Origin of the sequence: Aeromonas sp. QDB14, from assembly GCF_027707845.1 — a bacterium.
GTDB classification, from domain to species: domain Bacteria; phylum Pseudomonadota; class Gammaproteobacteria; order Enterobacterales; family Aeromonadaceae; genus Aeromonas; species Aeromonas caviae.
In genome coordinates this window covers 1-22834 of sequence record NZ_JAPCJD010000001.1, presented here as the reverse complement: position 1 = coordinate 22834, position 22834 = coordinate 1, and the positions used below count along the sequence as shown (strand labels likewise).

Annotated in this window: 21 protein-coding genes; 6 read left to right on the top strand and 15 right to left on the bottom strand. The window is 62.3% G+C overall.

From position 1 onward, the window contains the following. On the bottom strand, positions 1-1638 hold the full coding sequence (locus tag PG887_RS00105) for a peptide ABC transporter substrate-binding protein (protein WP_201921592.1): 1638 nt from the start codon (positions 1636-1638) through the stop codon (positions 1-3). A 290-nt stretch (positions 1639-1928) separates the two neighbouring features. Between PG887_RS00105 and PG887_RS00100 the strand changes: the two genes are divergently transcribed. Beyond that, the gene (locus tag PG887_RS00100; RefSeq protein ID WP_010675302.1) at positions 1929-2831 is read left to right on the top strand and encodes a DMT family transporter; all 903 of its coding nucleotides are present in this window, start codon (positions 1929-1931) and stop codon (positions 2829-2831) included. Positions 2832-2928: 97 nt separating this feature from the next. Here PG887_RS00100 and rsuA read toward each other — a convergent pair whose 3' ends face one another. Further along, positions 2929-3621: a 16S rRNA pseudouridine(516) synthase RsuA gene (gene rsuA / locus PG887_RS00095; protein ID WP_039040228.1), complete on the bottom strand. Its 693-nt coding sequence runs from the start codon at positions 3619-3621 to the stop codon at positions 2929-2931. 172 nt (positions 3622-3793) lie between these two features. On the opposite strand from rsuA, the gene PG887_RS00090 reads away from it, so the two are divergent. Then, positions 3794-4984, top strand: coding sequence for an HD-GYP domain-containing protein (locus PG887_RS00090; protein ID WP_041213169.1), 1191 nt, complete (start codon positions 3794-3796; stop codon positions 4982-4984). Here PG887_RS00090 and PG887_RS00085 read toward each other — a convergent pair. Further along, positions 4981-5169, bottom strand: a complete 189-nt coding sequence (locus tag PG887_RS00085; RefSeq protein WP_010675305.1) for a hypothetical protein — start codon at positions 5167-5169, stop codon at positions 4981-4983. The genes PG887_RS00090 and PG887_RS00085 overlap by 4 nt on opposite strands. 178 nt (positions 5170-5347) lie before the next feature. Here PG887_RS00085 and PG887_RS00080 point away from each other — a divergent pair, with 178 nt between their 5' ends. Then, positions 5348-6241 carry an EamA family transporter gene (locus PG887_RS00080; protein ID WP_010675306.1) on the top strand — a complete coding sequence of 298 codons (894 nt, stop codon included), beginning with the start codon at positions 5348-5350 and terminating at the stop codon, positions 6239-6241. Between the two features lie 135 nt (positions 6242-6376). Then, positions 6377-8182, top strand: coding sequence for an extracellular solute-binding protein (locus PG887_RS00075; protein WP_442866326.1), 1806 nt, complete (start codon positions 6377-6379; stop codon positions 8180-8182). A gap of 89 nt (positions 8183-8271) precedes the next feature. Here the strand turns inward: PG887_RS00075 and PG887_RS00070 are convergent, their stop codons facing one another. Together PG887_RS00070 and PG887_RS00065 are read right to left on the bottom strand one after the other, a co-directional pair. Beyond that, a complete protein-coding gene (locus tag PG887_RS00070) occupies positions 8272-8664 on the bottom strand; it encodes a DUF2750 domain-containing protein (protein ID WP_010675308.1) in 393 nt (130 codons plus the stop codon). Between the two features lie 94 nt (positions 8665-8758). Next, positions 8759-9307, bottom strand: coding sequence for a hypothetical protein (locus PG887_RS00065; protein WP_270820965.1), 549 nt, complete (start codon positions 9305-9307; stop codon positions 8759-8761). A gap of 246 nt (positions 9308-9553) precedes the next feature. On the opposite strand from PG887_RS00065, the gene PG887_RS00060 reads away from it, so the two are divergent. Further along, positions 9554-9802: a TIGR02647 family protein gene (locus PG887_RS00060; RefSeq protein WP_010675310.1), complete on the top strand. Its 249-nt coding sequence runs from the start codon at positions 9554-9556 to the stop codon at positions 9800-9802. On the opposite strand, the gene PG887_RS00055 is transcribed toward PG887_RS00060, so the two are convergent. From PG887_RS00055 to PG887_RS00025, 7 genes are all read right to left on the bottom strand, one after another. Beyond that, entirely contained in the window at positions 9789-10100 is a 312-nt protein-coding gene (locus tag PG887_RS00055) for a hypothetical protein (protein ID WP_089503662.1), read from the bottom strand. The two genes, PG887_RS00060 and PG887_RS00055, sit on opposite strands and share 14 nt — an antisense overlap. Before the next feature lie 76 nt (positions 10101-10176). Continuing rightward, positions 10177-10386 carry a cold-shock protein gene (locus PG887_RS00050; protein ID WP_005302803.1) on the bottom strand — a complete coding sequence of 70 codons (210 nt, stop codon included), beginning with the start codon at positions 10384-10386 and terminating at the stop codon, positions 10177-10179. A 206-nt stretch (positions 10387-10592) separates the two neighbouring features. Next, positions 10593-11693 (bottom strand): dihydrolipoamide acetyltransferase family protein, encoded by a 1101-nt coding sequence (locus PG887_RS00045; protein ID WP_042864127.1) that lies wholly within the window; start codon positions 11691-11693, stop codon positions 10593-10595. 94 nt (positions 11694-11787) lie between these two features. Then, positions 11788-12774, bottom strand: coding sequence for an alpha-ketoacid dehydrogenase subunit beta (locus tag PG887_RS00040; RefSeq protein ID WP_039040222.1), 987 nt, complete (start codon positions 12772-12774; stop codon positions 11788-11790). Next, positions 12771-13859 (bottom strand): pyruvate dehydrogenase (acetyl-transferring) E1 component subunit alpha, encoded by a 1089-nt coding sequence (pdhA, locus tag PG887_RS00035; RefSeq protein ID WP_039040221.1) that lies wholly within the window; start codon positions 13857-13859, stop codon positions 12771-12773. Before pdhA ends, PG887_RS00040 begins: the two co-directional genes overlap by 4 nt. A gap of 271 nt (positions 13860-14130) precedes the next feature. Continuing rightward, complete coding sequence (gene astE, locus PG887_RS00030) at positions 14131-15150, bottom strand: succinylglutamate desuccinylase (protein WP_048207984.1); 1020 nt, start codon at positions 15148-15150, stop codon at positions 14131-14133. A gap of 269 nt (positions 15151-15419) precedes the next feature. Next, positions 15420-15629: a DUF1127 domain-containing protein gene (locus PG887_RS00025; RefSeq protein WP_010675316.1), complete on the bottom strand. Its 210-nt coding sequence runs from the start codon at positions 15627-15629 to the stop codon at positions 15420-15422. Between the two features lie 532 nt (positions 15630-16161). Between PG887_RS00025 and PG887_RS00020 the strand changes: the two genes are divergently transcribed. Then, positions 16162-17055 (top strand): DNA replication terminus site-binding protein, encoded by an 894-nt coding sequence (locus tag PG887_RS00020; protein ID WP_160839018.1) that lies wholly within the window; start codon positions 16162-16164, stop codon positions 17053-17055. An 81-nt stretch (positions 17056-17136) separates the two neighbouring features. On the opposite strand, the gene PG887_RS00015 is transcribed toward PG887_RS00020, so the two are convergent. From PG887_RS00015 to PG887_RS00005, 3 genes are all read right to left on the bottom strand, one after another. Continuing rightward, positions 17137-20973, bottom strand: a complete 3837-nt coding sequence (locus PG887_RS00015) for a DEAD/DEAH box helicase (protein ID WP_270820963.1) — start codon at positions 20971-20973, stop codon at positions 17137-17139. Positions 20974-21191: 218 nt separating this feature from the next. Next, the gene (locus tag PG887_RS00010; protein ID WP_270820962.1) at positions 21192-21854 is read right to left on the bottom strand and encodes a YceH family protein; all 663 of its coding nucleotides are present in this window, start codon (positions 21852-21854) and stop codon (positions 21192-21194) included. A 136-nt stretch (positions 21855-21990) separates the two neighbouring features. Beyond that, positions 21991-22440, bottom strand: coding sequence for a glycine zipper 2TM domain-containing protein (locus tag PG887_RS00005; protein WP_102949226.1), 450 nt, complete (start codon positions 22438-22440; stop codon positions 21991-21993). Positions 22441-22834 lie beyond the last annotated feature (394 nt).

The following is a 22834-nucleotide window of genomic DNA, read 5'->3' as shown; positions in this document are numbered from 1 at the left end:
TCATGGCTGGCTGAAATAGAGATCCTTGGTGGCGATGGCACCCTTGAGGTTGCGGCTCGGCAAGCCGCGCAGTGCCGGGTCCACCAGTCGCATCTGGTTGTAGTGATAGACGGGGATGACGGGCACCTCCTCCATCAGCAGTTGCTCGGCCTGATGATAGATCCCGGACCGGGCGTTGGCATCCAGGGTCTCGGAAGCCTGCTGCAGCAGACCATCGAAGGCGGGGTTGCAGTAGCCGCTCTCGTTCTGGGGATCCTGGCAGCGGAAACTGCCAAGCATGGACGACGGCTCGACATAATCACCAAACAAAAATGAACGAGCCAGCATGAAATCACCACTATCCTTGGCGACCTGATAGGCATTCCACTCCATGTTGTTGAGGGAGACCTCGACCCCCAGCGGTTTCCACATGGCCGCCACCGCCAGGGCCAGCTTCTTGTGGTTCTCCGACGTGTTGTAGGTCAGCGTCAGCCTGAGGGGATGGGCGCTGTTGTAGCCCGCCTGGGCCAACAGTGCGGCGGCCCGGGCCAACCGGGTCGGCTGGTCTTCCCGGGAGAGGGGGATATCCAGCTCGTCATAACCCGGCATGGCGGGCAGCAGTGACCAGGCAGAGCGCTCCCCCTGGCCGCTCACCTTCTCGGTCAGCAGGTGGCGATCGATGGCCATGGAGAGCGCCTGGCGCACCCGCACATCCTGCAACTCGGGGCGATTGAGATTGAAAGTGTAAAGATAGGTGCCAAGCAGCGGCAGACCCCAGATCCGCTCCGGTGCCTCCTGCATGGTCTTCTGGTAGTACTCCAGCGCCACCTTGTTGGTGAGCTGGATCTCCCCCGCTTCGTAACGCAGCCGCTCCCCATGCTGGGAAGCGAGCGGCAGGTAGGTCACCCGCTGGATCCGGGTATGGGCGTCATCCCAGTACTGGGGGTTGCGTTCGGCTTCGATGCGCTCGTTCACGACCCAGCTCGCCAGCTTGTAGGGGCCATTGCTCACCATCTTGCCTGGCTGGGTCCACTGCTTGCCAAACTGGGAGATGACCCGCTCGTTGACCGGCACGAAGGGGCGCTGGCTGACCAGTTGCAGGAAATAGGGAACGGGGCGCTCCAGGGTCACTTTCAGGATCTGGTCGCTTTCAGCCTCCACCCCCAGGGCATCGAGGTCGAGCGCCCCGGCATAGATGGACTGGGCATTGTTGATGCCGGTCGCCAGCAGCAGGCCGGCGGAGGGGGAAGCCTGCGCCGGGTTCAGCAGCCGCCGCCAGGCGTAGACGAAATCCCGGGCGGTGAGGGGCTCGCCGTTGGACCATTTGAGCTGGGGACGCAGGAAGAAGCGCCACACCAGCCCATCCTCGCTGGTCTCCCAGCGCTGGGCCTGGGCGGGCACTATCTTGCCCTGACCATCCTCGCTCACCAGCCCCTCGAACAGGTCCACCAGCACCACCTCCCCCGGGAAACCGGAGCGGATCAGGGCCGGATCGAGGGACTCGGGTTCGGCGCCATTGCCCTTGACCAGGGTCTGCCTGTCCGACAGCACGGGCTGCTGCACCACGGTAGTGGCCTGAAGCGGCGGCACCGCCATCAACCCGAACAGCAAGGGAGAGAGCCAGCGGCGGGCTGGCCTGGCGGCGAAACGGTAAAACATGACATCAACCTCGTTCAATTCTTTTGACTGCAATGGGGGGAAGGCCGGCGGCGCGCCTGGAACCGAATGCATCATGCCGCGCTTGTTATCCCCGAAGACGACCCGTATTGTATCGGGCCTGCCCGATAGAGGGAGTCTTTCGGGCTATTTTTTTCAAGGTTTTATGACGACACGGCCGCCACGGGTGGGCGCAATCGCCAGAAGGCGCACTCCCCTGCCCCGTTGGCAATCGGCCCGGGGCGATGTGTCGCCTGCAAGTCCGGTTGTCGTCTACCGTTTCAGGGGTCTTTATGGGTTACGAATGGCTGGCGCTGGCTGCCGCCAGTTTATGGGCGATCGCCGCCCTCATCTCCGTCAAACCGGCTCGCCATCTGGGGGCCTTTGCCTACAGCCGCTGGCGGATGTTCCTGGTCAGCCTGATGCTGGCCAGCGCAAGTCTGGTGACGGGAGGCTGGCAGACCCTCACCGAGAGCGCCCTTCCCCTGCTGGCCCTCTCCGGCCTCATCGGCATCTTCGTCGGCGACACCGCCCTCTTTGCCTGCATGAACCGGCTCGGCCCCAGGCGCAGCGGTCTGCTCTTCTCCTGTCACGCCCTCTTCTCCGCCCTGCTCGGGCTCTGGCTCTTTGGCGAGCGGCTCGATGGCTGGCGCCTGCCAGGCGCCTTGCTGGTCCTGGCCGGGGTCATGCTCGCCATCCTGTTTGGTCGTCGTGGCGACAACCAGCAGAACGAATGGGAGCAGGTGCGCGGCCGCCTCGTGGTCGGCATAGCCCTTGGCCTCACCGCAGCCCTGTGCCAGAGCCTCGGAGCCATCATCGCCAAGCCGGTGATGATGAGCGGCACCGTGGACGCGGTGAGCGCTTCCGGCGTGCGCATGGGCAGCGCCCTCTTGGCACACTGCGTCTTGCGGGCACTGCGCCTGCCGCTCGCCATGCCGCACAACCCCATCAACCGGCAGGTGCTCGGCATGATAGGCATCAACGGATTTCTGGCGATGACGCTGGGAATGACCCTGATCCTGGTGGCCCTGCGTCAGGGAGATGTGGGCATGGTGGCCATCTTGTCTTCCACCACACCGGTCATTCTGCTGCCCTTGCTGTGGTGGCACTCGGGGATGCGTCCCTCGCTCCCCGCCTGGGCCGGAGCCCTGCTGGCCACCCTGGGCACGGCCCTGGTGCTGGGAATGGGGAACTGAGCCCCGTCTATCCTCCTGGAAGGACCAACACGCCCATCGGCGGCTCTGAGCCGCCGATGCTCACCCTTGCCGGACAGGGAGAGAGGCGATCGCGTCCCTAGAACAGAGCCACTTCCTCTTCGGTCAGCTCCCGGTATTCCCCCGGTGCCAGCTCATCGTCCAGAGCCAGATCGCCAATGCGTTCCCGATGCAGCCCGACCACCTTGTTGCCGATGGCGGCGAACATCCGCTTCACCTGGTGATACTTGCCCTCGTGGATGGTCAGGCGTGCTTCCCGCTCGTCCAGGATTTCCAGCTCCGCAGGGCGGGTCTTGTCGTTCTCGTTGCGCAGGTAGATACCGTCGGCAAAGAGCGAGATAGCCTCTTCACTCACGGGATCAGCCAGCCAGACATGGTAGGTCTTCGCACACTCGTGCCGGGGCGACGTGATGCGATGGGACCACTGGCCGTCATCGGTGATCAGCACCAGCCCGGTGGTATCGAGATCGAGGCGCCCCACCACATGCAGTTTGCCCATGGCCGGCTCGTCGAGCAGGTGGAACACGGTGGCGTGATCCGGGTCCTCGTTGGAGCAGACATATCCTTCCGGCTTGTGCAGCATGAAGTAGCGATTCTGCAGGTTCAGGGTCAAGGTCACACCGTCAAACTCGATCTGGTGTTGCTCATTGATGTGAAAGGCGGGCTGCTTGACCAGCACGCCGTCTACCAGCACTTCCCCCTGACGGATCAGCTTGCCCGCCTGGGAACGGGTCAAATCGGAGCAATCGCAAAGAAATTTGTCGAGCCGCATGCAAAAACCTCGGAATCCATCATGATTGGGGGCGACATTATATCGGTCAGACCCGACAACACCAGTACTAAGCGACAGGGACTCAAGATGGCGCCTGACGCCATGATGTGCCAGTGATAGACTGCCGTCAGCAGACCGACATCACACATAATAATAAGCCCAGGATGTACCCATGAAGCCGACGAAGTCTCACCCCGTCATCCCCGTCAGCCAGCTAAAACCTGGCATGTACGTCATTGCCATTGCCAGCCAGACCGGCGCCATGGAGATTGCCCAGACCGGCATGGTGACCAACCCCCAGCAGGTGGAGGCGCTGATCCGGCGCGGCGTGCTGACGGTGCGGGTGGATCTTGCCCGCAGCAAGCTGCCGGGAGGGGGCACGGCAAGCCCGGCGGATGTGGTGACAAACGGGGCGGGCTCCTCTCGTCAGATCGGCAGTGGTGAAGGGCGCGAGCTCAAGATCCGTCGGCTCTATCAGGAAGCGCGCGAACTCCAGGGCAAGTTCATTCGCCATCTCAAGGCCGGAGAGCCCATCGACATCACGCCCCTTGCCGCCGTGGCCGAAGAGATGGTCGATACCATGTTCACCCACGGCGATGCCATGCTCTGTCTGGCGCGGATCCGTGCCAAGGATGCCTACCTGATGGAGCACTCCATGAATGTCGCCATCCTCCTGGCGAACTTCGGCCGCTACCTGGGGCTGGATCGCAGCGTGCTCAAGGAGCTGACCCTCGGTGGCCTGCTCCACGACGTGGGCAAGATCATGACCCCGGACGAGGTGCTCAACAAACCGGGCAAGCTCACCGATGAGGAGCTGGAGGTGATGCGCGAGCACGTGGTCCACAGCCACGACATCCTGGCCGCCACCGCCGGCATCACCCCCATCATGCTGGAGGTGGCCGCCAACCATCACGAGCGGATCGATGGCACCGGCTACCCGCGGCGCCTCAAGGGGGATCAGCTCTCCCTCTACACCCGCATGAGCGGCATCGTCGATGTCTACGATGCGGTGACGGCAGACAGGGTATACAAACAGGGCATGCAGCCAACCCAGGCGTTTCGCATTCTGCTCAAGGGGGTTGATCTGCATTTTGATGCCGACCTGGTAACCAGGTTCATCAAGTGCATGGGGGTCTATCCGGTGGGTACCCTGGTGCAGCTCTCCAACCAGCGCCTGGCCATCGTGATGCAGCGCAACGAACAGCAACCGCTCAAGCCCGTGGTCAAGGTGATCTATCACGCAGGCCATCGCCATTATCTCGAGGTGCAGTGGCTGGATCTCGCCAAAAACGGGGTTCAGGAGACCATAGAGAGCACGGTGGACCCCAAGGAGTTTGGCATCAACCTGGCCAACTTCGTCTAACCTGTCCGGCTTGTTGGCGGCTGCTCACGGCAATGGCGAATCAGGAACTCCTCATCCAGCGGGGAGAGATCGAAGCGCAGGCAGGCCTCTTCGATGGCCCGGATGTCGTGTTGATGGTGTTCGCTGAGCCAGCGCACCGCGCGGCGCAAGTCTTCACCATGGGGCAGCAGGGTATGGTCGCTCATGGAACACCTCCGGTCAGCCATCGACGCCAGCCCGTCAATCCGGGCTCTCACTTTTAGCTTAGCCCGCCCGCACTCGCCCGGCAGACACCTGCGCCCTTGACGGTGCCCACCCTGTAGCAGGTATGCTCGACCCCTTCGGCGCCCTGCCGTGCCGGCGCCGCTCAAACAAGGATGCTGCATGCAAACCAAGGACAAGTGTCTGGCCGCCCTGGTCATTCTCTGCTGGGGACTCAACTTCGTTGCCATCAAGTGGGGGCTGGAAGGCATCCCCCCACTGCTGCTGGGAGCACTGCGTTTCGTCGGAGTCGTCTTCCCCGCCATTCTGCTGGTTCCCAGGCCTGCCATGCCCTGGCGCTGGCTGCTGGCCTATGGCGGTGCGATCAGCCTGGGCCAGTTTGCCTTCCTGTTCTGCGCCATGAAATTCGGCATGCCCGCCGGCATGGCCTCCCTGGTGCTGCAATCCCAGGTGGTCTTCACCCTGCTGTTCGCCATGATCTGGCTGGGAGAGCGCTGGCAGCCCCACCACTGGGTGGCACTGCCGCTGGCGGGAGCAGGTCTTTATCTCATCGCCACCCATGGCGAGGGCAACCTCACCCTCATCGGGTTTGTGCTGACGCTGTGCGCAGCCGCCTGCTGGGGCCTTGGCAACGTCATCAATCGCCAGATAGGTCTGCGCTATCGCACCTCTCTGCCAAGCCTGGTCGCCTGGGGCGGGCTGGTGCCCATCCTGCCCTTCTTCGCGCTCTCCTGGTTGTTCGAGGGGCCCGAACTCATCGCGAGCAGCCTGCTCAACATCCGTTGGCAGGGCGTCTTGTGCGTGCTCTATCTCTCGTTTATCGCCACCTGGCTCGGTTATGGCCTGTGGGGGAGGCTGCTGATGCGCTATCCGGTGGCCCAGGTTGCCCCCCTCTCCCTGCTGGTGCCCTGTGTCGGCATGGTGGCCGCCGCCCTGCTGCTCGATGAACACCCCACTCCCCTGCAATGGCTGGGCTCGGGTCTGGTGCTGCTCGGCTTCGTGGTGCATCTGCTGGGGGGCAAGATGCGCTTCTTGAAGACCCAAACCGAGGATTGACCTCGCCCGGGAAACTTCCCATCATGGGTCAGGCCCTCTTGGGCCCACCCCGTTATTTCGGCAGGACGCCATCATCAGGAGAGCAAGGACATGCGTCATCCGTCATTTTCGATCATCCCCTCTTTACCAGGCATCATGCGGGTCACGGCCATGCTGCTCCCCTTCTGCTGGAGCCCGTTCGGCTGGAGTGCCACCCTGCCGGCAGATCTCAAATGGGAGAACAACGACACCGATCCCGTCTATGCAGACCCCGAGGCCAAGCGAGGCGGCACCTTCCGGGATTTCATGTCGAGCTTTCCGCTCACCTTGCGCAAATACGGGCCGGATTCCAACGGCGGTTTTGCGGCCTACGTGCGCGAGACCAACCTGCCGCTCCTGAGCACCCATCCCGTGACGCGCAATCCCATCCCCATGCTGGCCAACCAGTGGGCTTTCGGCGCGGATAACAAGACGCTCTATTTTCGTATCAACCCCAAGGCCCGCTGGTCGGACGGCCAGCCCGTCACTGCGGACGACTGGGTCTTCACCCTCAAGATGATGCGCAGCAAGGAGATCAACGACCCCTGGTACAACAACTACTACAGCACCCAGATAAGCGAAGTGACCAAGTTTGACGATCACACCCTCGCCATCACCAGCGGCACCGAGAAGAGCCGGGAAGATCTGCTCGAAGCTCTCCCCTTCACCCCGGAGCCCAGCCACGCCATCAAGCTGACCGCCAACTGGGTCAAGGAGTACAACTGGAAGGTGCTGCCGGTCACCGGCCCCTACCAGATTGGCGAGCTCAGGAAGGGCAAGTCGGTTACCTTCGACCGGGTCAAGGATTGGTGGGGGAACGACGAGCGCTACTTCCAGCACCGCTTCAATCCGGATCGCATCGAGATCAAGGTGCTCAGGGATCAGAACATCGCCTGGCAGCACTTCCTGCGCGGTGAGCTCGATACCTTCCCCCTCGTGATGCCCAACTGGTGGCACGACAAGAGCAAGACCGCCGAATTCGAGAAGGGCTATATCGAGCGGCTCTGGTTCTACAACCAGACGCCTCAGCCCCCCATGGGGCTCTATCTCAACACGGCCGATCCCTTGCTGAGCAATCTCGACGTCAGACTCGGCATCCAGCACGCCCTCGCCCTGGACAAGATGATCGCGACCTTGCTGCGGGGGGACTACCAGCGTCTCAACACCTATGGCTCGGGCCAGGGAGAGTTCACCAATACCGACCTCAAGGCGCGCCCCTTCGATCCCGCCCTTGCTCGCGAATTCTTTGCCAAGGCGGGCTTCACCAAGACCGGACCGGATGGCATCTTGCGAAACGACAAGGACCAGCCCCTCTCCCTCAGCATCACCTACACTACGGCGGAACATGCCCAGCGTCTCACCCTGCTGCGGGAAGAGGCGAAAAAGGCGGGGCTCAACCTCGAGCTCAATCTGATGGATGCGTCTGCCGGCTTCAAATCCATGCTGGAGAAAAAACACCAGAGTGCCTGGATGGCCTGGAGCGGTGGTCGTTATCCCGCCTATTGGGAACACTTCCACAGGGTCAATGCCCACAAGCCCCAGACCAACAACATCATGAACATCGATGACGACAGGATCTCGGCCCTGGTGGAGCAATACGACAAGGCGTTCGATTTCGGCAAGAAGGCCGACCTCTCCCGCCAGATCCAGCAGCGACTCTATGAGCTCGCCAGCTTCGTCCCCGCCTATCAGGTGCCCTATACCCGGGCCGGCGCCTGGCGCTGGATACGCCTGCCCAAGGTGCCGGCAACCCCTCAGAGCGACTTGCTCTACTGGCCCCTCGACGGCTCCAACTCGGGTTACAGCTTCGGCGGCCTGCTCTGGATTGACGAAGCGGCAAAGGCGCAGACCCGGGCCGCCATCAAAGGGGGGCAGACCTTCCCGCCAGTGACCATCACGGATACCACCTACCAGCAAAAATAGGGCAGCTGGCACCGTCAGCCCCAAAACAAAAGACCCCGCACATTGGCGGGGTCTTTGTTACAACCGGGATGGCACCAGGCAGAGGGCGCTCAGCCGCGTTTGGCCTGCTTTTGCGCAATGGCGTCGGCGACGTCGGCCGGGTCCAGCACAATCCCTTCCTGATCCGGCGTCGGGAACACGGCCACGCAGAGATCATCCTGCTCCATGCCATCCACCCAGCGATCCAGCCACACCTTGAGGGTGATGGACTGCGGCTTGCACTCGGCCCACTCCCCTTCGGCCCAGGCCTTGGCGTAGTCGGGATGCGGCCATACCGGGATGCAGTCTTCCTCTTCGGTCGTCAGCATCATGACGCCGTGTTCGTCGGTCAGGACAAACAGCTCTTCGTGCTCGACCAACTTGCTGATGAAGTGATCAAAGCGGTAATCGGCGTTCAGTTGCAGCGCGGCATTGCGCTCGGTGTCGCTAAGTTCATAGCTCATCGGTCAAGTCTCTCGTTCAATAAAGGGCGACATGTTCACATCTTGCCGACCCCTTGTCCAGCAGGAGTAATGGGTCATCCGTCTTTCCATCGCCTCACCCCAGCTCGGGGGTCAACAGCCGGAGTCCCGCGGTCTCACCCAGTCGCTCCCTCAGCCAGTAGGCGGACTCCACCTCCACAAAGCAGAGCTGATCCCGCCCCGCAGCAACCCCCACCATGATCTGCTCAAGCCGTGCTTGCTGGGCGGCACTCCAGGCAGCAACCAGCTTGCCGCCATGGGCCTCGTCCACCACCTCGCGGCGCAGCTCGAACAGGTTATCGGTGATCGGGCTGTTTATCTTGCTCGGGTGGCGCCAGTACATCTGCAGGTTCTCCAGCATCTCCTCATCGTAACTTGCCAGCGCATCGAGCTCCGGCGTCTCTTTGCTCTGGGCCGCAAACTCGCACCAGCCTGCCGACAAGGTAGCCAGACTCTGGGCATCCTTGCCATGCTGGCGAAGGGTTGTCACGTCTTCCCCACGAATGGCCGGCAGCCAGAGATCTCCTTGATGTTGCGCCAGGAGAGGGAGCAGCAAGGAGGGAGCATAAACAGGAAAACGGGGACCCAGAGAGTGCAGCAGAGAGACCAGAGTAACAGTGATCATGAGACGCGCCTTGAACAAGATGACCTGGCATCACGCCTGGTCATGAGGGTGAACGAGGGTGCCATTCTAGCATGTTTGCCTTGCTGGGGGCGTTTGCGTCCAGCCGGGCCGGTGATAGATAGCGTCCAAAAAAGCAGCGTTTGAACCAGAGCGGCCCCGATAAAGGCCAATTGTTTGAGCCAGCGCCCACTAAAGAGGCACCGGGGATGCTAGGTTGCATACATCTTTAGCGTAAGGAGTGCATCCATGAGTGGGATCAACCAGGTTTCTGACGATTTTGTGAATGAGCTGAAAATACTGGCGTGTTTTGATCCGGCCAACATGAGCCTGGGGATCAAGCTGCGCAGCGACATGTCGGAAGCGCTTTGCCAGGCGGCAGCGCGCCTGCACAGCCAGGGCCTGATCACCGCAGCAGATGGCGGCTATCTGACCCCTTTCGGCATGACCATGCTGGAGCATCTCCAACACCTGCTGGTCGCACTCAAGCCGAATTGAGCGGTTGTGGTGCCCAGAGCGAGAAGTTGAGCAACTCCCAGCGCTCTCCTTGTCGCAGCAGACAAGCAAACAGCAAAGGACCTTCGGGTCCTTTTATCTTGCCATCGACCAGCCACTCTCCCGCCCGTTTTGGCACCGGCTGTACCCTGATCTCATCGGGTTTCACCGCGTTTCCCAGACGAACATGTACAAACTGTTGACACACGGACACGGCATCATTCACCGCAGGATCCGGCGTTGGCGGGCTGGCCTGACCGGTCAACGCCACGGTCAGCAAGAGGGAGGAGAGCAGGGTCATGACGCGTATTGAGAAGCTATGAAAACAAAAAGCCGTGGCACCAGAGGTACCACGGCTTTCTTAAATTCTGCAAGAATTACAGAGCAGTTACGTTCTCAGCCTGCGGGCCTTTTTGACCTTGGGTCACAGAGAACTGTACGCGCTGACCTTCAGCCAGGGTACGGAAACCGTTACCTTGGATGGCGCTGAAGTGAACGAAAACGTCCGGGCCGTTTTCTTGCTGGATGAAGCCAAAACCTTTGGTTTCGTTGAAAAACTTAACGGTACCGGTGATCATGTTAGACATATCTTTAAACCTGTATTCAAAATAATTACTTATGCTTTTCAGCGGGTAAAGCTCAAAAAACGGGATTACTTATGAACAACAGGAAAAGATGTAAAACATCATATTCATTGACATAACTATCGCCCTTTCAAGCTGGTTGAGATTATACGTGCCTTTGTCGATTACGCAAACAAATTTGTACCCCGCCAGCGGCGGGGTACAGCGGTTTAGACCTGTGCCGACTCCAGTGCCTGAACCAGGGCTTTGAGGAAGCGAGCCGCCTCTCCACCGGTGCAGGCTCTGTGGTCAAACGTCATCGACAGGGGAAGTGCACGCACCGGGCGCGCCTCGCCGTGGATGAACACCACCTTCTCGAACAACTTGCCCGCTCCTATGATGGCCACCTGAGGTGGTGTGACGATGGGGCTGGCGTAACGGCCAGCGATGGCGCCAAAGTTGGTGAGGGTGATGGTCGCCCCCTGCAACATTTCCCGCGGCACGGCACGGGCCTTCACATCGGCGATCATCCGATCCAGCCCCTGCCGTATGTCAGCCTGGTCCCGCTCTGCCACGTTTTCCATCACGGGCACATAGAGCCCATGCTTGGAGTCGACCGCGATGGCCACATTGACCTCCCTGAACAGACGCCGCGACAGGGTCTCTCCGTCAAACCACGCATTCATGGAGGGTTCGGCCCGACACGCCACGCCGATCGCCTTGATAAGGCGCACCGTCACATCTTCATCCGGGCGCCAGTGGCGCAAGTCCACTTCGTCGGTGATGCTCACCGGCACCACAGTCCGGTGCGAGAGCTCCATCGCCTTGGCCATGGCCCGGCGCGAGCCTTTCAGGAATTCGTTGCCGCTCTCCTGCTGGGCCTCGAACGCCTGTTGCACATCCTGCTCGGTCACCATGCCAGCGCTGCCGGTTCCCTTGACCTTGTCGATGTCCAGTCCCAGTTTTTGCGCCAGCAGACGTACCGCTGGCATGGCTTGCACCAGCGTGCCGCCGGGCGCCATGGCCCCCACCACGAAATGATCCTCGATATGCTGCTGATGGGCGCTGACCTTGCCAACGACGGTGCCGTCATCCTCGCCCCCTTCAAACTCCACCAGCGGTGCCCCGATGTGGAGGATGTCCCCCTCCTGCCCGCACAATCTGGCGATGACCCCGGCCACCGGTGAGGGCACATCCACCAGCGCCTTGGCTGTCTCCACCGACAGCAGTACCTGATCTACCTGCACCGTATCACCGGCGCTCACCTTCCACTCGACGATCTCGGCCTCGGCCAGTCCTTCGCCCAGATCCGGCAATTTGAAAAATTTCATGACCTGCTCTCCCTCTGCTGGGACATCACCAAACATTGACAGACACCATGGAGCCCTGTGGCCCAGGCACTTGCGCATCCGTACCTGTCGCGCGTCATAGCCACTGGTTCTCCATCAGTTGCCGAGCTGCCTGCGCGATCTCCTGCTCGGTGATGAGGTAATACTCCTCGTTGCGATAGTAGGGGACGGCGGCATCCACGCCGGTGAGGCGTCTTGGCGGCGCCTTGAGGGCAGTCATCGCCTCTTCGGTCACCTGGGACACGATTTCGGCCCCCACCCCGAAACTGCCACAGGCTTCGTGTACTACCAGCAGCCTCCCGGTCTTGCGTACCGAGGTCAGGATGCTCTCCATGTCCAGGGGTTTGATGGTGGCAAGATCCAGCACCTCGCACTGGATGTCCTGCTCCGCCAGCAGGTGCGCCGCACGCATGACTTCCTGGATGCAAGCACCCCAGGCCACCACAGTGATGTCCCGGCCGGGACGCAGGGTGAAGCAGACATCCAGCGGCAGGCCGACGCCGTCATCCACCACATCCGACTTCATGGAGCGATAGATGCGATCCGGCTCGAAGAACATCACGGGATCCGGATCCCGAATGGCCGACAGCAGCAGGCCGTAAGCCCGCTTCGGGCTCGAAGGGATCACGACCCGCAGCCCGGGGATATGGGCAAACAGGGCCTCGACGCTCTCGCTGTGGTGCTCGGGTGAATGGATGCCGGCGCCGTAGGGGGAGCGGTAAACGATGGGACAGGTGATGCGGCCACGGGTCCGGTTTCGCATCCGTGCCGCCTGGCAGATGATCTGCTCCATGCCCGGGAAGATGAAGCCCTGGAACTGGAATTCGGCCACGGGTTTGAGCCCCTGGGTCGCCATGCCCACCGCCACCCCGGCGATGAGTCCTTCGGCCAGCGGCGTATCGATAACTCGCTTGAACCCGAATTTATCGCGAAGCCCCACAGTGGCGCGAAACACACCGCCGTTGACCCCCACATCCTCCCCCAGTACCACCACATCAGGATCGCGTGCCATCTCGTGGTGCAATGCCAGATTGATCGCTTCGAGCAGCGTGATATCGCTCATAGTCCCTCCCCGCTCTGCTGCATGCCCTTGGCGATGATGCGCTTGCGCTGGGCAAGATAGGCCTTCGGCAGCTCGGCAAACTGGTAATCGAGCAGGGTCTCCGGCGCCTGGGGCGTGATGGCCTCGTAGGCGGCAACGGCGCGTTCCACTTCCCGGCCCGCCTCTGCCAGCAGCGCCTGTTCCTGCTGCTCGTCCCACCAGCCCCGTTCAAACATGAACTGGCGCAGCCGCTTGACCGGCTCCCTGGCCCAGGCCGCTTCCACCTCGGCGCCGTCACGATAGCGAGTCGCATCATCGGCGGTGGTGTGATCCCCGAGCCGGTAGCTGACGGCTTCGATGAGCGTCGGCCCCTTGCCGCTGCGAGCCCGCTCGACGGCGGCGCGGGTCGCCTCATAGACCGCCACCACGTCATTGCCGTCCACTTGGAGGCTGCGCACCCCGGCCCCTATGCCCTTCTGGGCCAGGGTGGGCGCGCTCGACTGCAACTTGCGCGGCACCGAGATGGCCCACTGGTTGTTGTTGATGATCATCACCATGGGGAGATGCCAGACACCGGCACAGTTGAGCCCCTCGAGAAAGTCTCCCTTGGAGGTGCCGCCATCGCCGATGGTCACCACGGCGACCCTGGGCTGGTTGCGCAGCTTGAAGGCGGCCGCGATGCCGGCAGCATGGGTGATCTGGGTGGCGATGGGAACGCAGATGGGCAAGTCTTCCGACAACTCGCCATCGGCCTTGTAGAAGACACTGCCCCGTTCATCGCCGCCCCAATACTGCAGGTTCTGCTCCATGGGCACGCCCCTCACGTAGAGAGTGGGCATGTCCCGGTAGTAGGGCACATAGACATCCTCTGGCTGCATGGCGAGCCCGACCCCGATCCCCACCGCTTCCGCCCCGAGATGGGAGGGAAAGGTGCCGAGTTTGCCGGTTCGCTGCAGTGCTATCGCTTTCTTGTCGTAACTGCGCACCATCACCATGTTGCGGTAGAAGGTGTGCAGCATCGCCTTGTCCAGCCAGGTCGGCAGTGTCGCGACCGGGCGCCCCTCCTCATCGAGGTAACGAAGGAAGGGGATGTCGACATGGGTCATAACTGGCTCCTTGCCGTTGTCAGCGTCACCACCATGAGGTGACATTTAAAATGTAAACAACATGTTAACCAAAGGGCAACGAGATTCATCCAGGTAAGACCAGTAGAAACTTCTTTTATTTTCGAAGGTAATCGGAATTTTCGGCGAGCATAAACAAAGAAGGGAGCCTGTTCAGGCTCCCTGTCATATCGAGTTCGGGATCATACCCATCACCGCCATGCTGCTTGCCACCGCCCGTGGCGCAGGATCAGCATGACAAAAAGGCGTCAATTCACTCCCACAAACGGGTGGGTACCACCAGCAGCATGGTGCGCTGTCCGATGGCCACGTTGGCGTTGGGGAAGACCACCGCCTCCCGCGGTTTCTCTACCCTGTATTGCCGATCCCCATCTTCTGCCAGCACAAAACCCTGGGGAAATTCGGTGAAGTTGTCCACATCGCTGGCAAACAGGAAGCGGAACTGCTCCGACTGCTTGTTGATCACCCGATCTATGGCAAAAAGGGTGAAGTCATCGGCTCGCCATGGCTCGAGGGCCACCTCATCCTGGGTCACCAGCTCCTGCAATGTCTGGCGCACCTCGATGAAGCGGGTCATGTCGTTTTCACCGAAGGGCCGCACCTTGCCCAGCTCCACCGTAAAGGCATGGGCGCCGTGCTGGTGCGAGCTGTAATAGCTGAAGGTGGTGGTCGGGCCGCTCGAGAGCAGTATGGTGCGCACGCCGCAGGCACCGAGGAAACGTACCTGCTCCTTGCAGTGGGGGCGTTCGTGGGGGAAGGGATAGACGGCAAACTTCTCGTGGCGCGAGCCGCGAATGGCGGTATGGAGATCGTAGTGGTAACGGGGCCTGGCCGAGTCGGCAAAGAAGCGGCTCACATACTGCTCCAGACGCATGGCGCGGATGCGCTCCCGGTTGCACAGCCCCTCCCCCTTGCTGTGGGCGCCCGAGAAGAGGCGGTTCATGTTCTCTTCCACCTCCCTCACCCCCTGGTTCATGGCGGCGGGGTTGCCAAAGAGGAAGAGCACCCGGTGACGAACCTTGAGCTCCTCTGCGAGCAACCGGGTCAGCAACTGGTTGCAGATCTCGATGGGGGCGGTCTCGTTGCCGTGGATGCCGCAGGAGAGGACGATGTCCTTGTGCCCGGGTTGCCCCGCCTCGGAAGCGGGTTCCAGGCAGATCACGCCGGTATCCCACACGCTCACCCGGGTACCGTCGGTCAGATTGAAGGCGAAAGGCTCGAGCTGCCACTCATGGCGGCGCGTCAGGGCCAAAAAGTCATGCTGGGGAATCATCCGTCTCACCCTTTAGTCTGGAATGCCATGGCCGGATTATACGCAAGGCAACCGGGCTTAAAATCAGTTTTTAAACAAATTCAAACAGTAAGGATACAAAAATGGTGAAAATGAGTGACAACTCATGCAACAGGATCAAGCGGGGGGAAACACGGAAGAGGGAAAGCGGTGAACGGGTATCGGCAGGTGAAGACAGCATGTCTTCGGCAGACAGGCGGGCAGCATGCCCCTGGGATCAGCAGAAAAACAAGGCATCCATGCCCGGCTGATCAACCACGCCAGAACGGCTTGGTGGTCTCTTGATAGCGGTCGGCTTCGTTCAGACCGATGTCCTTGAGCAGGTAGGCGGGCAGCTCGGAGAGCTGGCGACGGCTGCGGCTGCGTTCCAGCCAGGTCAGGACGGTCATCTTGACGCGAGCAACCAGATTCGATTCGCTGGAATGCTGGTAACCGGCTTCGGTATAAGTCATGTTGGCCATGATATGGCTCCTCTCTCTAGTTCTGCGCAAGGCTCGGATTTGATGCGCAAAGCTTAGTCAGGGCGGGGAGGTGCCTCAATTGACGAATTTTGATACATGACATTAGTAAAAGTAATGGTTGATATCGCTAGGGTAATAACCATAACCATATGATTTTAAAATGAAATAACGCTTAAACTTTCCCCCTGGCAGCCTGGCAGCATTTTCTCCTGCGCCACCCACTTCTAACTATGCACTTTCCCACGCTAGCTATGCACGGCACGATGGCGAGTCAGCAGGGTGCAAACTCTCGGCCACCAGGGTTTGTTAACAAATAGATCGCAACAAGATCGTTATTTAACAAAAAGATACGAACAGGCAACCTGAACCGGATGCCCCCATGTCACCCCCATCGTCAGGGTGGCACCGGACACTTGGCACCCTGCCATCATACTGGTATGGTTATTTATACAGTGGTTTATCATGCTGCCTTCCCACGTTGTCCCAACACCATGCTGAACAGGGGAGCGGCACACACACACAGGATCTGCCGATGGACACCTTTACCCCCACCGCCGCCCTGCGTCAACAGATGGCCCTGCTGGAGGCGTCGCTGGCACGCCTTGCCCGGCAACTGGGCCAGCTCGAGCTGCTGGAGGCTCATGTCTATCCCCTCCCGGCCGTGGCCCAGGGGGAAGAGCATGAGCCCATCGAGGCCATCGAGGTGGGCTATCTCTCTGGCGAGTCGGCCCTGGCCGCCACCCTCGCCGCCTTTCAGGACCACAGCGCCCGCCCCGGCTGCTCCACCAAGGCGACCCACCGTCTGCCCGGCTGGCTGCGCTTTCCTGCCGCCTGCGCCAGGGAGCTGGCCCCCGTCATCGAGGAGATCAACGCGCACAAGCTCGCCTTCAAGGCCATGGTGCAGGCGGCGGGCGGGCGGGACGAGAAGTTCGAGCTGGTGCACGGTGCCCTGCCCGGTGTCATCACCCTGCAGGTCTATCGCAAGCTGACCTGGCTTCAGGGGGATCTGCATTCGCTGGGCTTCACCTGGGCCGACAAGCAGAGCATCAGCCGCCTCAGCCGGGAGCAGGTACTGGAGATGCTGGAGCGCAGCCGCCGATATGTACCGGCGCTCTTTGACAACGAAGAGTGGAGCAAGATGGTGGATCAGGAGGTATACGACATTCGCCGCCTGCCGGCGGATGCCGCCCTGCGGATCCGCAGGCCGGTCAAGACCCACCCCATGATCAACCTGCTCTGGCAGGACCGGGAGCCCCGCAAGCAGCAGATCAAGGCGAGCCTGCCCCTGCTGCTCTGCTCCGATACCCAGCCGGCCGTCACCCATCTGGGCCACTACCCGCCCAAGCTGCGCCAGGCACGCCGGGATCGCAAGATTGGCGGTGACCCCATCATAGAGCGGCTGCACCTCTACCTCTATCAGGGGTAGCGCAGGCTCGGCACCGCCACAAACGACAAGGGGAGCATCACGAATGCTCCCCTTGTCACATCGAGCGACAGCCCATCGCCGTCAGCTCATCAGCAGTGCCCGCAGGCTCTCCACATCCAGCCCCTTCACCTCGGACTGGCCGCTCAGGAGGCCGTCGGCCAGTGCCCGCTTCTCGTCGTGCAGCGCCACTATCTTCTCCTCCACCGTCTGCTCGCACACCAGACGATAGACGGTCACCGGCTGGGTCTGGCCCATGCGGTGCGCCCGATCGCTCGCCTGATCCTCCACCGCCGGGTTCCACCAGGGATCGAGGTGCAGCACGGTGTCGGCCTGGGTCAGATTGAGGCCCGTCCCCCCCGCCTTGAGGCTGATGAGGAAGAGCGGCACCGCTTCGTGACGAAAACGCAGGATGGACTCCTGACGGGACTTGGCCGAGCAGCCCCCATCCAGATAGCAGTAGTCCCACTGCCGCTGTTCGATACGGCTGCGCAGCAGGCTCAGCAGATCGACAAACTGGCTGAACACCAGCACCCGGTGGCCGCCGTCGATGGCTTCGTCCAGCAGCGCCATCGCCTCGTCCAGCTTGCTGCTGGTCTGGGACCACTCCGGCATCACCAGCTGGGGGGAGCAGCAGAGTCGGCGCAGCCGGGTCAGGCCGCTCAGCACATGCATCAGGGCACGGCCATCGGCACTTTGCACCTGCTGCACCACCTCGCGCCGGGTCGCCTCGTAGAGCTGACGCTCCTCGGGGGAGAGGCTGATGTGATGGATGATCTCGGTCTTGTCCGGCAGCTCCGTCAGCACCTGTTGCTTGAGGCGGCGCAGGATGAAGGGGCTGATCACCGCCCGCAGCATCGCCATGTGCTGGGGATCCTTGACCGCCTTGCCAAAGCGGCGCTTGAACTCCCCGAGGCTCCCGAGCAGGCCGGGATTGATGAAGCTGAACAGGCTCCACAGCTCCCCCAGATGGTTCTCGATGGGGGTGCCGGAGAGGGCGAGGCGAAAATCCCCGTCGAGCTGGAACAACAGCTTGGCGCGCTGGGTACCGGCATTCTTGATCTGCTGTGCCTCGTCCAGCACCATGCTCGACCAGCGGCGGGACTTGAGCGCCTGGGAGAGACTGCCGAGCATGCCGTAGTTGACCAGGACGATCTGTCCGGCCCTGGCCCCCTGGATCAGGGTCTCCCGCTCGGCGGGATGGTCGAACACCACCACCTCGAGCTCGGGGGCAAAGCGGGCCACCTCCTCCTGCCAGTTGGTGACCACTGACTTGGGCACCACCACCAGCGCCGGGCCCAGGTGCTGACGCATGCGCAGCACAATGAGGGCCTGCAAGGTCTTGCCCAGGCCCATGTCATCGGCCAGACAGGCGCCGAAGCCGTGATGGGCCAGGGTCGCCATCCAGCGTACCCCCTCCTTCTGATAGTCCCGCAGCGCCGTCAGCAGCTCGGGGGGACAGCTCACCTCCTGCTGCCACTCCTGCTGGAGATTCTGCCAGGCGGCATCCCCCTCGGTGGTGATGACGGAGAGCAGGCGGGCCAGCGGATAGGCCAGCTTGTTGTTGATGCGCTGCTCGTTGTCCAGCATGGCGCCGAGCACGGTGAGGCGTTCCACCAGCTTGTCGCTCAACATCAGGCTGGTCTTCTCATCGAGCTGCACCGTGCGCTGGCCCGGGGTCAGCTGGCGCAGGATGAGGCGAAGATCGAGGATCTGGTGCTCGTCCAGCGAGAGCGCCCCCTCCACCTGGAACCAGTCCTGACGCCGCTCGATACGCAGGCTCAGGGCCGCCTCATCGAGGCTCTTGAGGCGGGCGCTGTCCTGGTGCCAGTGCACCACCACACCGGCGTCCACCAGCTCGGGCAGGGCGTTGACCAGGGTAAGCGCCTGCTCCCCGTCCAGTTTCCATTCGTTGCCGGGCAGGCCGATGGGCAACTGGTTGCGAAGGCGCTGGGCATCCTCCTTCTCGGCAGCCAGATCCCGCTGCCAGTAGTGATACTCCCGGATACCCTGGCGCACGATGGCCTCCCCCTTGCCCAGAGGCAAGGGCGGCAGGTCCCCCTCCCGGGTCACTAGCTGGACCACGAGCTGCCCCTCCTGCCAGTCGAGCAGGACGGAGGGAACGCCGGGCCAGGAGGCCAGCTCGGCATTGCCCCTGAGTCCCGTCACCTGGCTGTGCCAGGGGAGACCGGGGATGGCATCCAGCGTGCGTTGCAGCTCCTCGAGCCCGGCCGGCGGCAATGCCGGAATGGCCTCCAGGGCCGGTAATCTGTCCAGCAGTGCCTGCGGTGTCAGAATAAGCTGCCACAAATCCTGAGCCAGAGGGACGATGTGCGCACCGCGGGCGGCGGGAGCAGGATGTAGTCTGGCACTCATGCCCTCCCCGCTCTGTACCAGTTGCAGCAGGGGGGCGCTGACGGCCAGTTGCAGCTTCTGCCCCTTGGCATTGAAGAGGCGAGGATGGTTTGCCAGGGGCACCCAGGCATCCCGGGGCAGCTTGCCCATGTTGCGCGGCAGGGTGCGCACCAATGCCCAGTCCGCCTCGTCCAACAGGCTGGCGTACTGGGTGGAAAGCAGGGCCGGATCGACCCTTCGCCCGGCGGTCCACTCCCCCTTGGTGCTCTGCTTCTGGATCTTGCACTCAAGCTCAGGCCCCTCCGCGTGGAGCAGCCAGACCAGCCGCTCCTGGGGCTTGCGCACCCCGCTCGAGCGTCCCAACCCCTGCAGCCAGTTGAGCCAGCTTGCCGAGGCGGGGGCCTTGCCTTCCCCCTCGGTGGCATCCTCTTCCTCTCCTTGAGCAGGACGCAACGCGCGCAGGGGCCAATGGGCGGCCTCCCGGCCAAGCAGGAGTCGCAGCAGATCCTGGCAGAAGACCATCAGGCGATGCCGGGGCTCGGCGTCCAGCACGTGAGAGAGGTCCCACTTGTGCAAGATGGTCACCTGGGGGCTCTGCTCGCCATGGCGCGCCAGGGCGCAGAGATCGAGCCAGAGGTAACCCCAGTGGAGCTCCTCCAGCGGCAGTTGCAGGGTATCGAACAGGCCGACCGCCTGGCCGTGGCGATCACCGGCCCACTGCCCCAGCAGATCGGCCAGCAGGGGGGAGTGATTGCCCAGACTGCGCTGCCACTTCTTGCGCTGCTCGCTCCCCTGCACCGGATCTGCCTGTTGCAACCAGCCGAGCCAGAGCAGGGCGCTGAACATCCGGGGCCAGGGCGACGCCTCTTGCCCCTGCCACTGGCCAAGCGCCCCCAGCAGCCGCTCGGCCAGGGGTTGCTCATCCCCCTGCTGCGCCAGTTGTTGCAGCGCAGGCCAGTGAGTGGTTACCTCGCCGCCAAAGGGGCCGCAGAGCCACTCCCATTCTTGGGCGCGAGCCTGGATCTGACCAGAGAGCGCCGGGGAGCAGGAGGCAACCAGCGTTGCCAGCGGCCAGCCCTCGTCAGGCTCAGCATCAAGCAGGGCCTGCAGGGCGAAGTGCTCGAGCAGCAGGGCCTGCCAGGCGGGGCTGGAGCCTGCCAGCAGGCGGGGAGCATCGGCGAGATCCAGGAGGCTCAGGAGTTCGGCACTCTGGTAATAGGCCGGGATCTGCCCCGCCTCCCCCAGACAGAGCTCGCGCACCACCTCCTGTGCCCGCTCCAGGCCCGTGACCGAGGGGATGCGGGACCACTGCGGCATGGGGCACTCCCCCGCACGCACCGCCAGGATCAGGGTCAGGGTTCCCTCTGCCGTCAGACTCCACTGCTGCTCCGTTCGTTGACGGACAAGCCCCCACTGCTGCAACTGATCAAGGGTATCGAGCAGCGCACACCCGGGTGCGCCCGGGGCATAGAGGGTGTCTTGCAGGTAACGAGTGCTGGCGGCACGCTGCAATTGCAGCTCGCACAGCAGGGCATGGCAATCTGAAGAGAGGGTGAAGGCTGACATCAGAACTCACGGGCAAGTGCAAAGGCGGAATTTTAACGGGAAAGCGGCGGCGGCTCGACCCTTAAGCGCGAAATAGTGCAAAAAAGCTAGCTCCTTTGATGGGTACGCGAGCGACAGGGCTGACAGGGCACTCGCCCTTGCCACCGGGCAACGGGCCGCAGGAGGGGCGCGGTCATCAAAAAAGGCGCCGCAGCGCCTTCTGGAAACAGATTGTTGGCTCAGCCTTCCAGCCGGGCCAGCCGGGCCAGACGGGCTTCCAGCCCCTGCAACTGCCCCTTGAGGTGCTCGACCTCTTCTTCGAGCGCCGCCAGTCTGTCTGCCGCCGGTGACACAAGGTTGCCAGCGGGCGCCGCGTCGGCCAGCGCCTGCAGATCCACCTCGCCACTGAACAGGTGCGCGTAGCGGGATTCCCGCTTGCCCGGCTCACGGGGCAGCTTGACCACATAGGGCCCCCGCTCGATGAGGGTGGCCAGCACCGCATCCACCTCGGTCACATCGTCAAAGCTGCACAGCCGGTTGGTGCGCGAACGCAGCTCACCCGGGGTCTGCGGGCCACGCAGCAAGAGTTCGCAGATGATGCCGAGCTCCTGGGCCGAGAACTTCAGCTCGCCGAACTCGGTATTGCAGAAACGATGCTGATAGCGGGGCACCCTGGCGTTGAAACCGGCGGTATTGACCACCAGACGGCGGCGGCTCAGCTCGTCGATCACGGCGCGAATATCCAGCTCGGCGAGCTCCAGCACGGGTTCCCGGTTGCTCTTCTGGTTGCAGGCATTGACCAGTGCATTGAGCGAGAGAGGGTACTGATCCGGCGTGCAGATCTCTTTCTCAATCAGGCAGCCGATCACGCGGGCCTCTAATGGGCCTAGTACTATCTCCATGTCATACTCCCTTGCCAAACAAGACGTTAAGACGGTTATCTTAGCCAAGACGCTACCGCCGTCCAGCACTCAAGCCCGTTTTTGCGAGCCGATGACCCCCTTGGTGCAACCTTATACAGCTCCTGCCCCGACGTGGCTATACAGACTTGTCGACCCGGGTGTCCGCTCCCGTGGTCAGGATGCGCACCCTGTCCCCCTTGGCGAAGGTGAGTGCGGGATCCTGCTCCTGCACGACGTTGAGCAGTTTGCCCGCCTCCGTCTTGATCAGCAGCTCGACCGTCTGCCGGCCCTGCTCGCTCTGCTGGTTACCCTGGCGGCGGCGGGAGACTTCGGCCCCCGCGACGGCCCCCACTGTGGTGGCAACGGTCTGGCCGGAGCCACCGCCAAATTGGCTGCCGACGGCGGCTCCCAGCGCGGCCGCCCCTATGGTGCGAAGGGGCCGGGTAGTTCCCTGCCGGGGCGCCTCCTGGGTGAGGAGGCGGCTCTCCTGTACCGTGCCGTATTCCACCTGGGCGCTGGTGCCCGCGACAGCGGGCGAACCCGTCAGGGCGAGCAGGCTGATGACGATGAATGCACTCTTCTTCACGATATCGACTCCGGTGACGACCAAGACCCGATGACGCCGACCCCGCCTTGGGCCACGCCATCCCCCGGGGAGACTACACCACCAAAGCTGGCTGCCAGCTTGCCCGGGGTGGAAATGATCACGGCCGCGGGGCGGCCGTGATGGAAAGACACCGAGGGCTGTTGCATATTCCGGCCGATCATGAACACCGATTCCGGTTCAACGTGAACACCATTTCCGGACCAATGTGAACGCTCATTCCGGCTCAACCTGAACACTTTGCCCCTCCTTTCCGGAAACAGTGTTCAACATCCCGGAATCACTGTTCACATTCACCAGAATCATCCTTAACGCATTGATTTAAAAACCTTTGATACGCTCTCCCTTTTGCCAGGGAAGAGCCTATGTCTGCCAA

What these genes read in the sequence shown, in the direction of transcription:
- PG887_RS00105 (WP_201921592.1), bottom strand. Translation starts at nt 1,638, where the DNA reads ATGTTTTACCGTTTCGCCGCCAGGCCAGCCCGCCGCTGGCTCTCTCCC.
- PG887_RS00100 (WP_010675302.1), top strand. Translation starts at nt 1,929, where the DNA reads ATGGGTTACGAATGGCTGGCGCTGGCTGCCGCCAGTTTATGGGCGATC.
- rsuA (WP_039040228.1), bottom strand. Translation starts at nt 3,621, where the DNA reads ATGCGGCTCGACAAATTTCTTTGCGATTGCTCCGATTTGACCCGTTCC.
- PG887_RS00090 (WP_041213169.1), top strand. Translation starts at nt 3,794, where the DNA reads ATGAAGCCGACGAAGTCTCACCCCGTCATCCCCGTCAGCCAGCTAAAA.
- PG887_RS00085 (WP_010675305.1), bottom strand. Translation starts at nt 5,169, where the DNA reads ATGAGCGACCATACCCTGCTGCCCCATGGTGAAGACTTGCGCCGCGCG.
- PG887_RS00080 (WP_010675306.1), top strand. Translation starts at nt 5,348, where the DNA reads ATGCAAACCAAGGACAAGTGTCTGGCCGCCCTGGTCATTCTCTGCTGG.
- PG887_RS00075 (WP_442866326.1), top strand. Translation starts at nt 6,377, where the DNA reads ATGCGGGTCACGGCCATGCTGCTCCCCTTCTGCTGGAGCCCGTTCGGC.
- PG887_RS00070 (WP_010675308.1), bottom strand. Translation starts at nt 8,664, where the DNA reads ATGAGCTATGAACTTAGCGACACCGAGCGCAATGCCGCGCTGCAACTG.
- PG887_RS00065 (WP_270820965.1), bottom strand. Translation starts at nt 9,307, where the DNA reads ATGATCACTGTTACTCTGGTCTCTCTGCTGCACTCTCTGGGTCCCCGT.
- PG887_RS00060 (WP_010675310.1), top strand. Translation starts at nt 9,554, where the DNA reads ATGAGTGGGATCAACCAGGTTTCTGACGATTTTGTGAATGAGCTGAAA.
- PG887_RS00055 (WP_089503662.1), bottom strand. Translation starts at nt 10,100, where the DNA reads ATGACCCTGCTCTCCTCCCTCTTGCTGACCGTGGCGTTGACCGGTCAG.
- PG887_RS00050 (WP_005302803.1), bottom strand. Translation starts at nt 10,386, where the DNA reads ATGTCTAACATGATCACCGGTACCGTTAAGTTTTTCAACGAAACCAAA.
- PG887_RS00045 (WP_042864127.1), bottom strand. Translation starts at nt 11,693, where the DNA reads ATGAAATTTTTCAAATTGCCGGATCTGGGCGAAGGACTGGCCGAGGCC.
- PG887_RS00040 (WP_039040222.1), bottom strand. Translation starts at nt 12,774, where the DNA reads ATGAGCGATATCACGCTGCTCGAAGCGATCAATCTGGCATTGCACCAC.
- pdhA (WP_039040221.1), bottom strand. Translation starts at nt 13,859, where the DNA reads ATGACCCATGTCGACATCCCCTTCCTTCGTTACCTCGATGAGGAGGGG.
- astE (WP_048207984.1), bottom strand. Translation starts at nt 15,150, where the DNA reads ATGATTCCCCAGCATGACTTTTTGGCCCTGACGCGCCGCCATGAGTGG.
- PG887_RS00025 (WP_010675316.1), bottom strand. Translation starts at nt 15,629, where the DNA reads ATGGCCAACATGACTTATACCGAAGCCGGTTACCAGCATTCCAGCGAA.
- PG887_RS00020 (WP_160839018.1), top strand. Translation starts at nt 16,162, where the DNA reads ATGGACACCTTTACCCCCACCGCCGCCCTGCGTCAACAGATGGCCCTG.
- PG887_RS00015 (WP_270820963.1), bottom strand. Translation starts at nt 20,973, where the DNA reads ATGTCAGCCTTCACCCTCTCTTCAGATTGCCATGCCCTGCTGTGCGAG.
- PG887_RS00010 (WP_270820962.1), bottom strand. Translation starts at nt 21,854, where the DNA reads ATGGAGATAGTACTAGGCCCATTAGAGGCCCGCGTGATCGGCTGCCTG.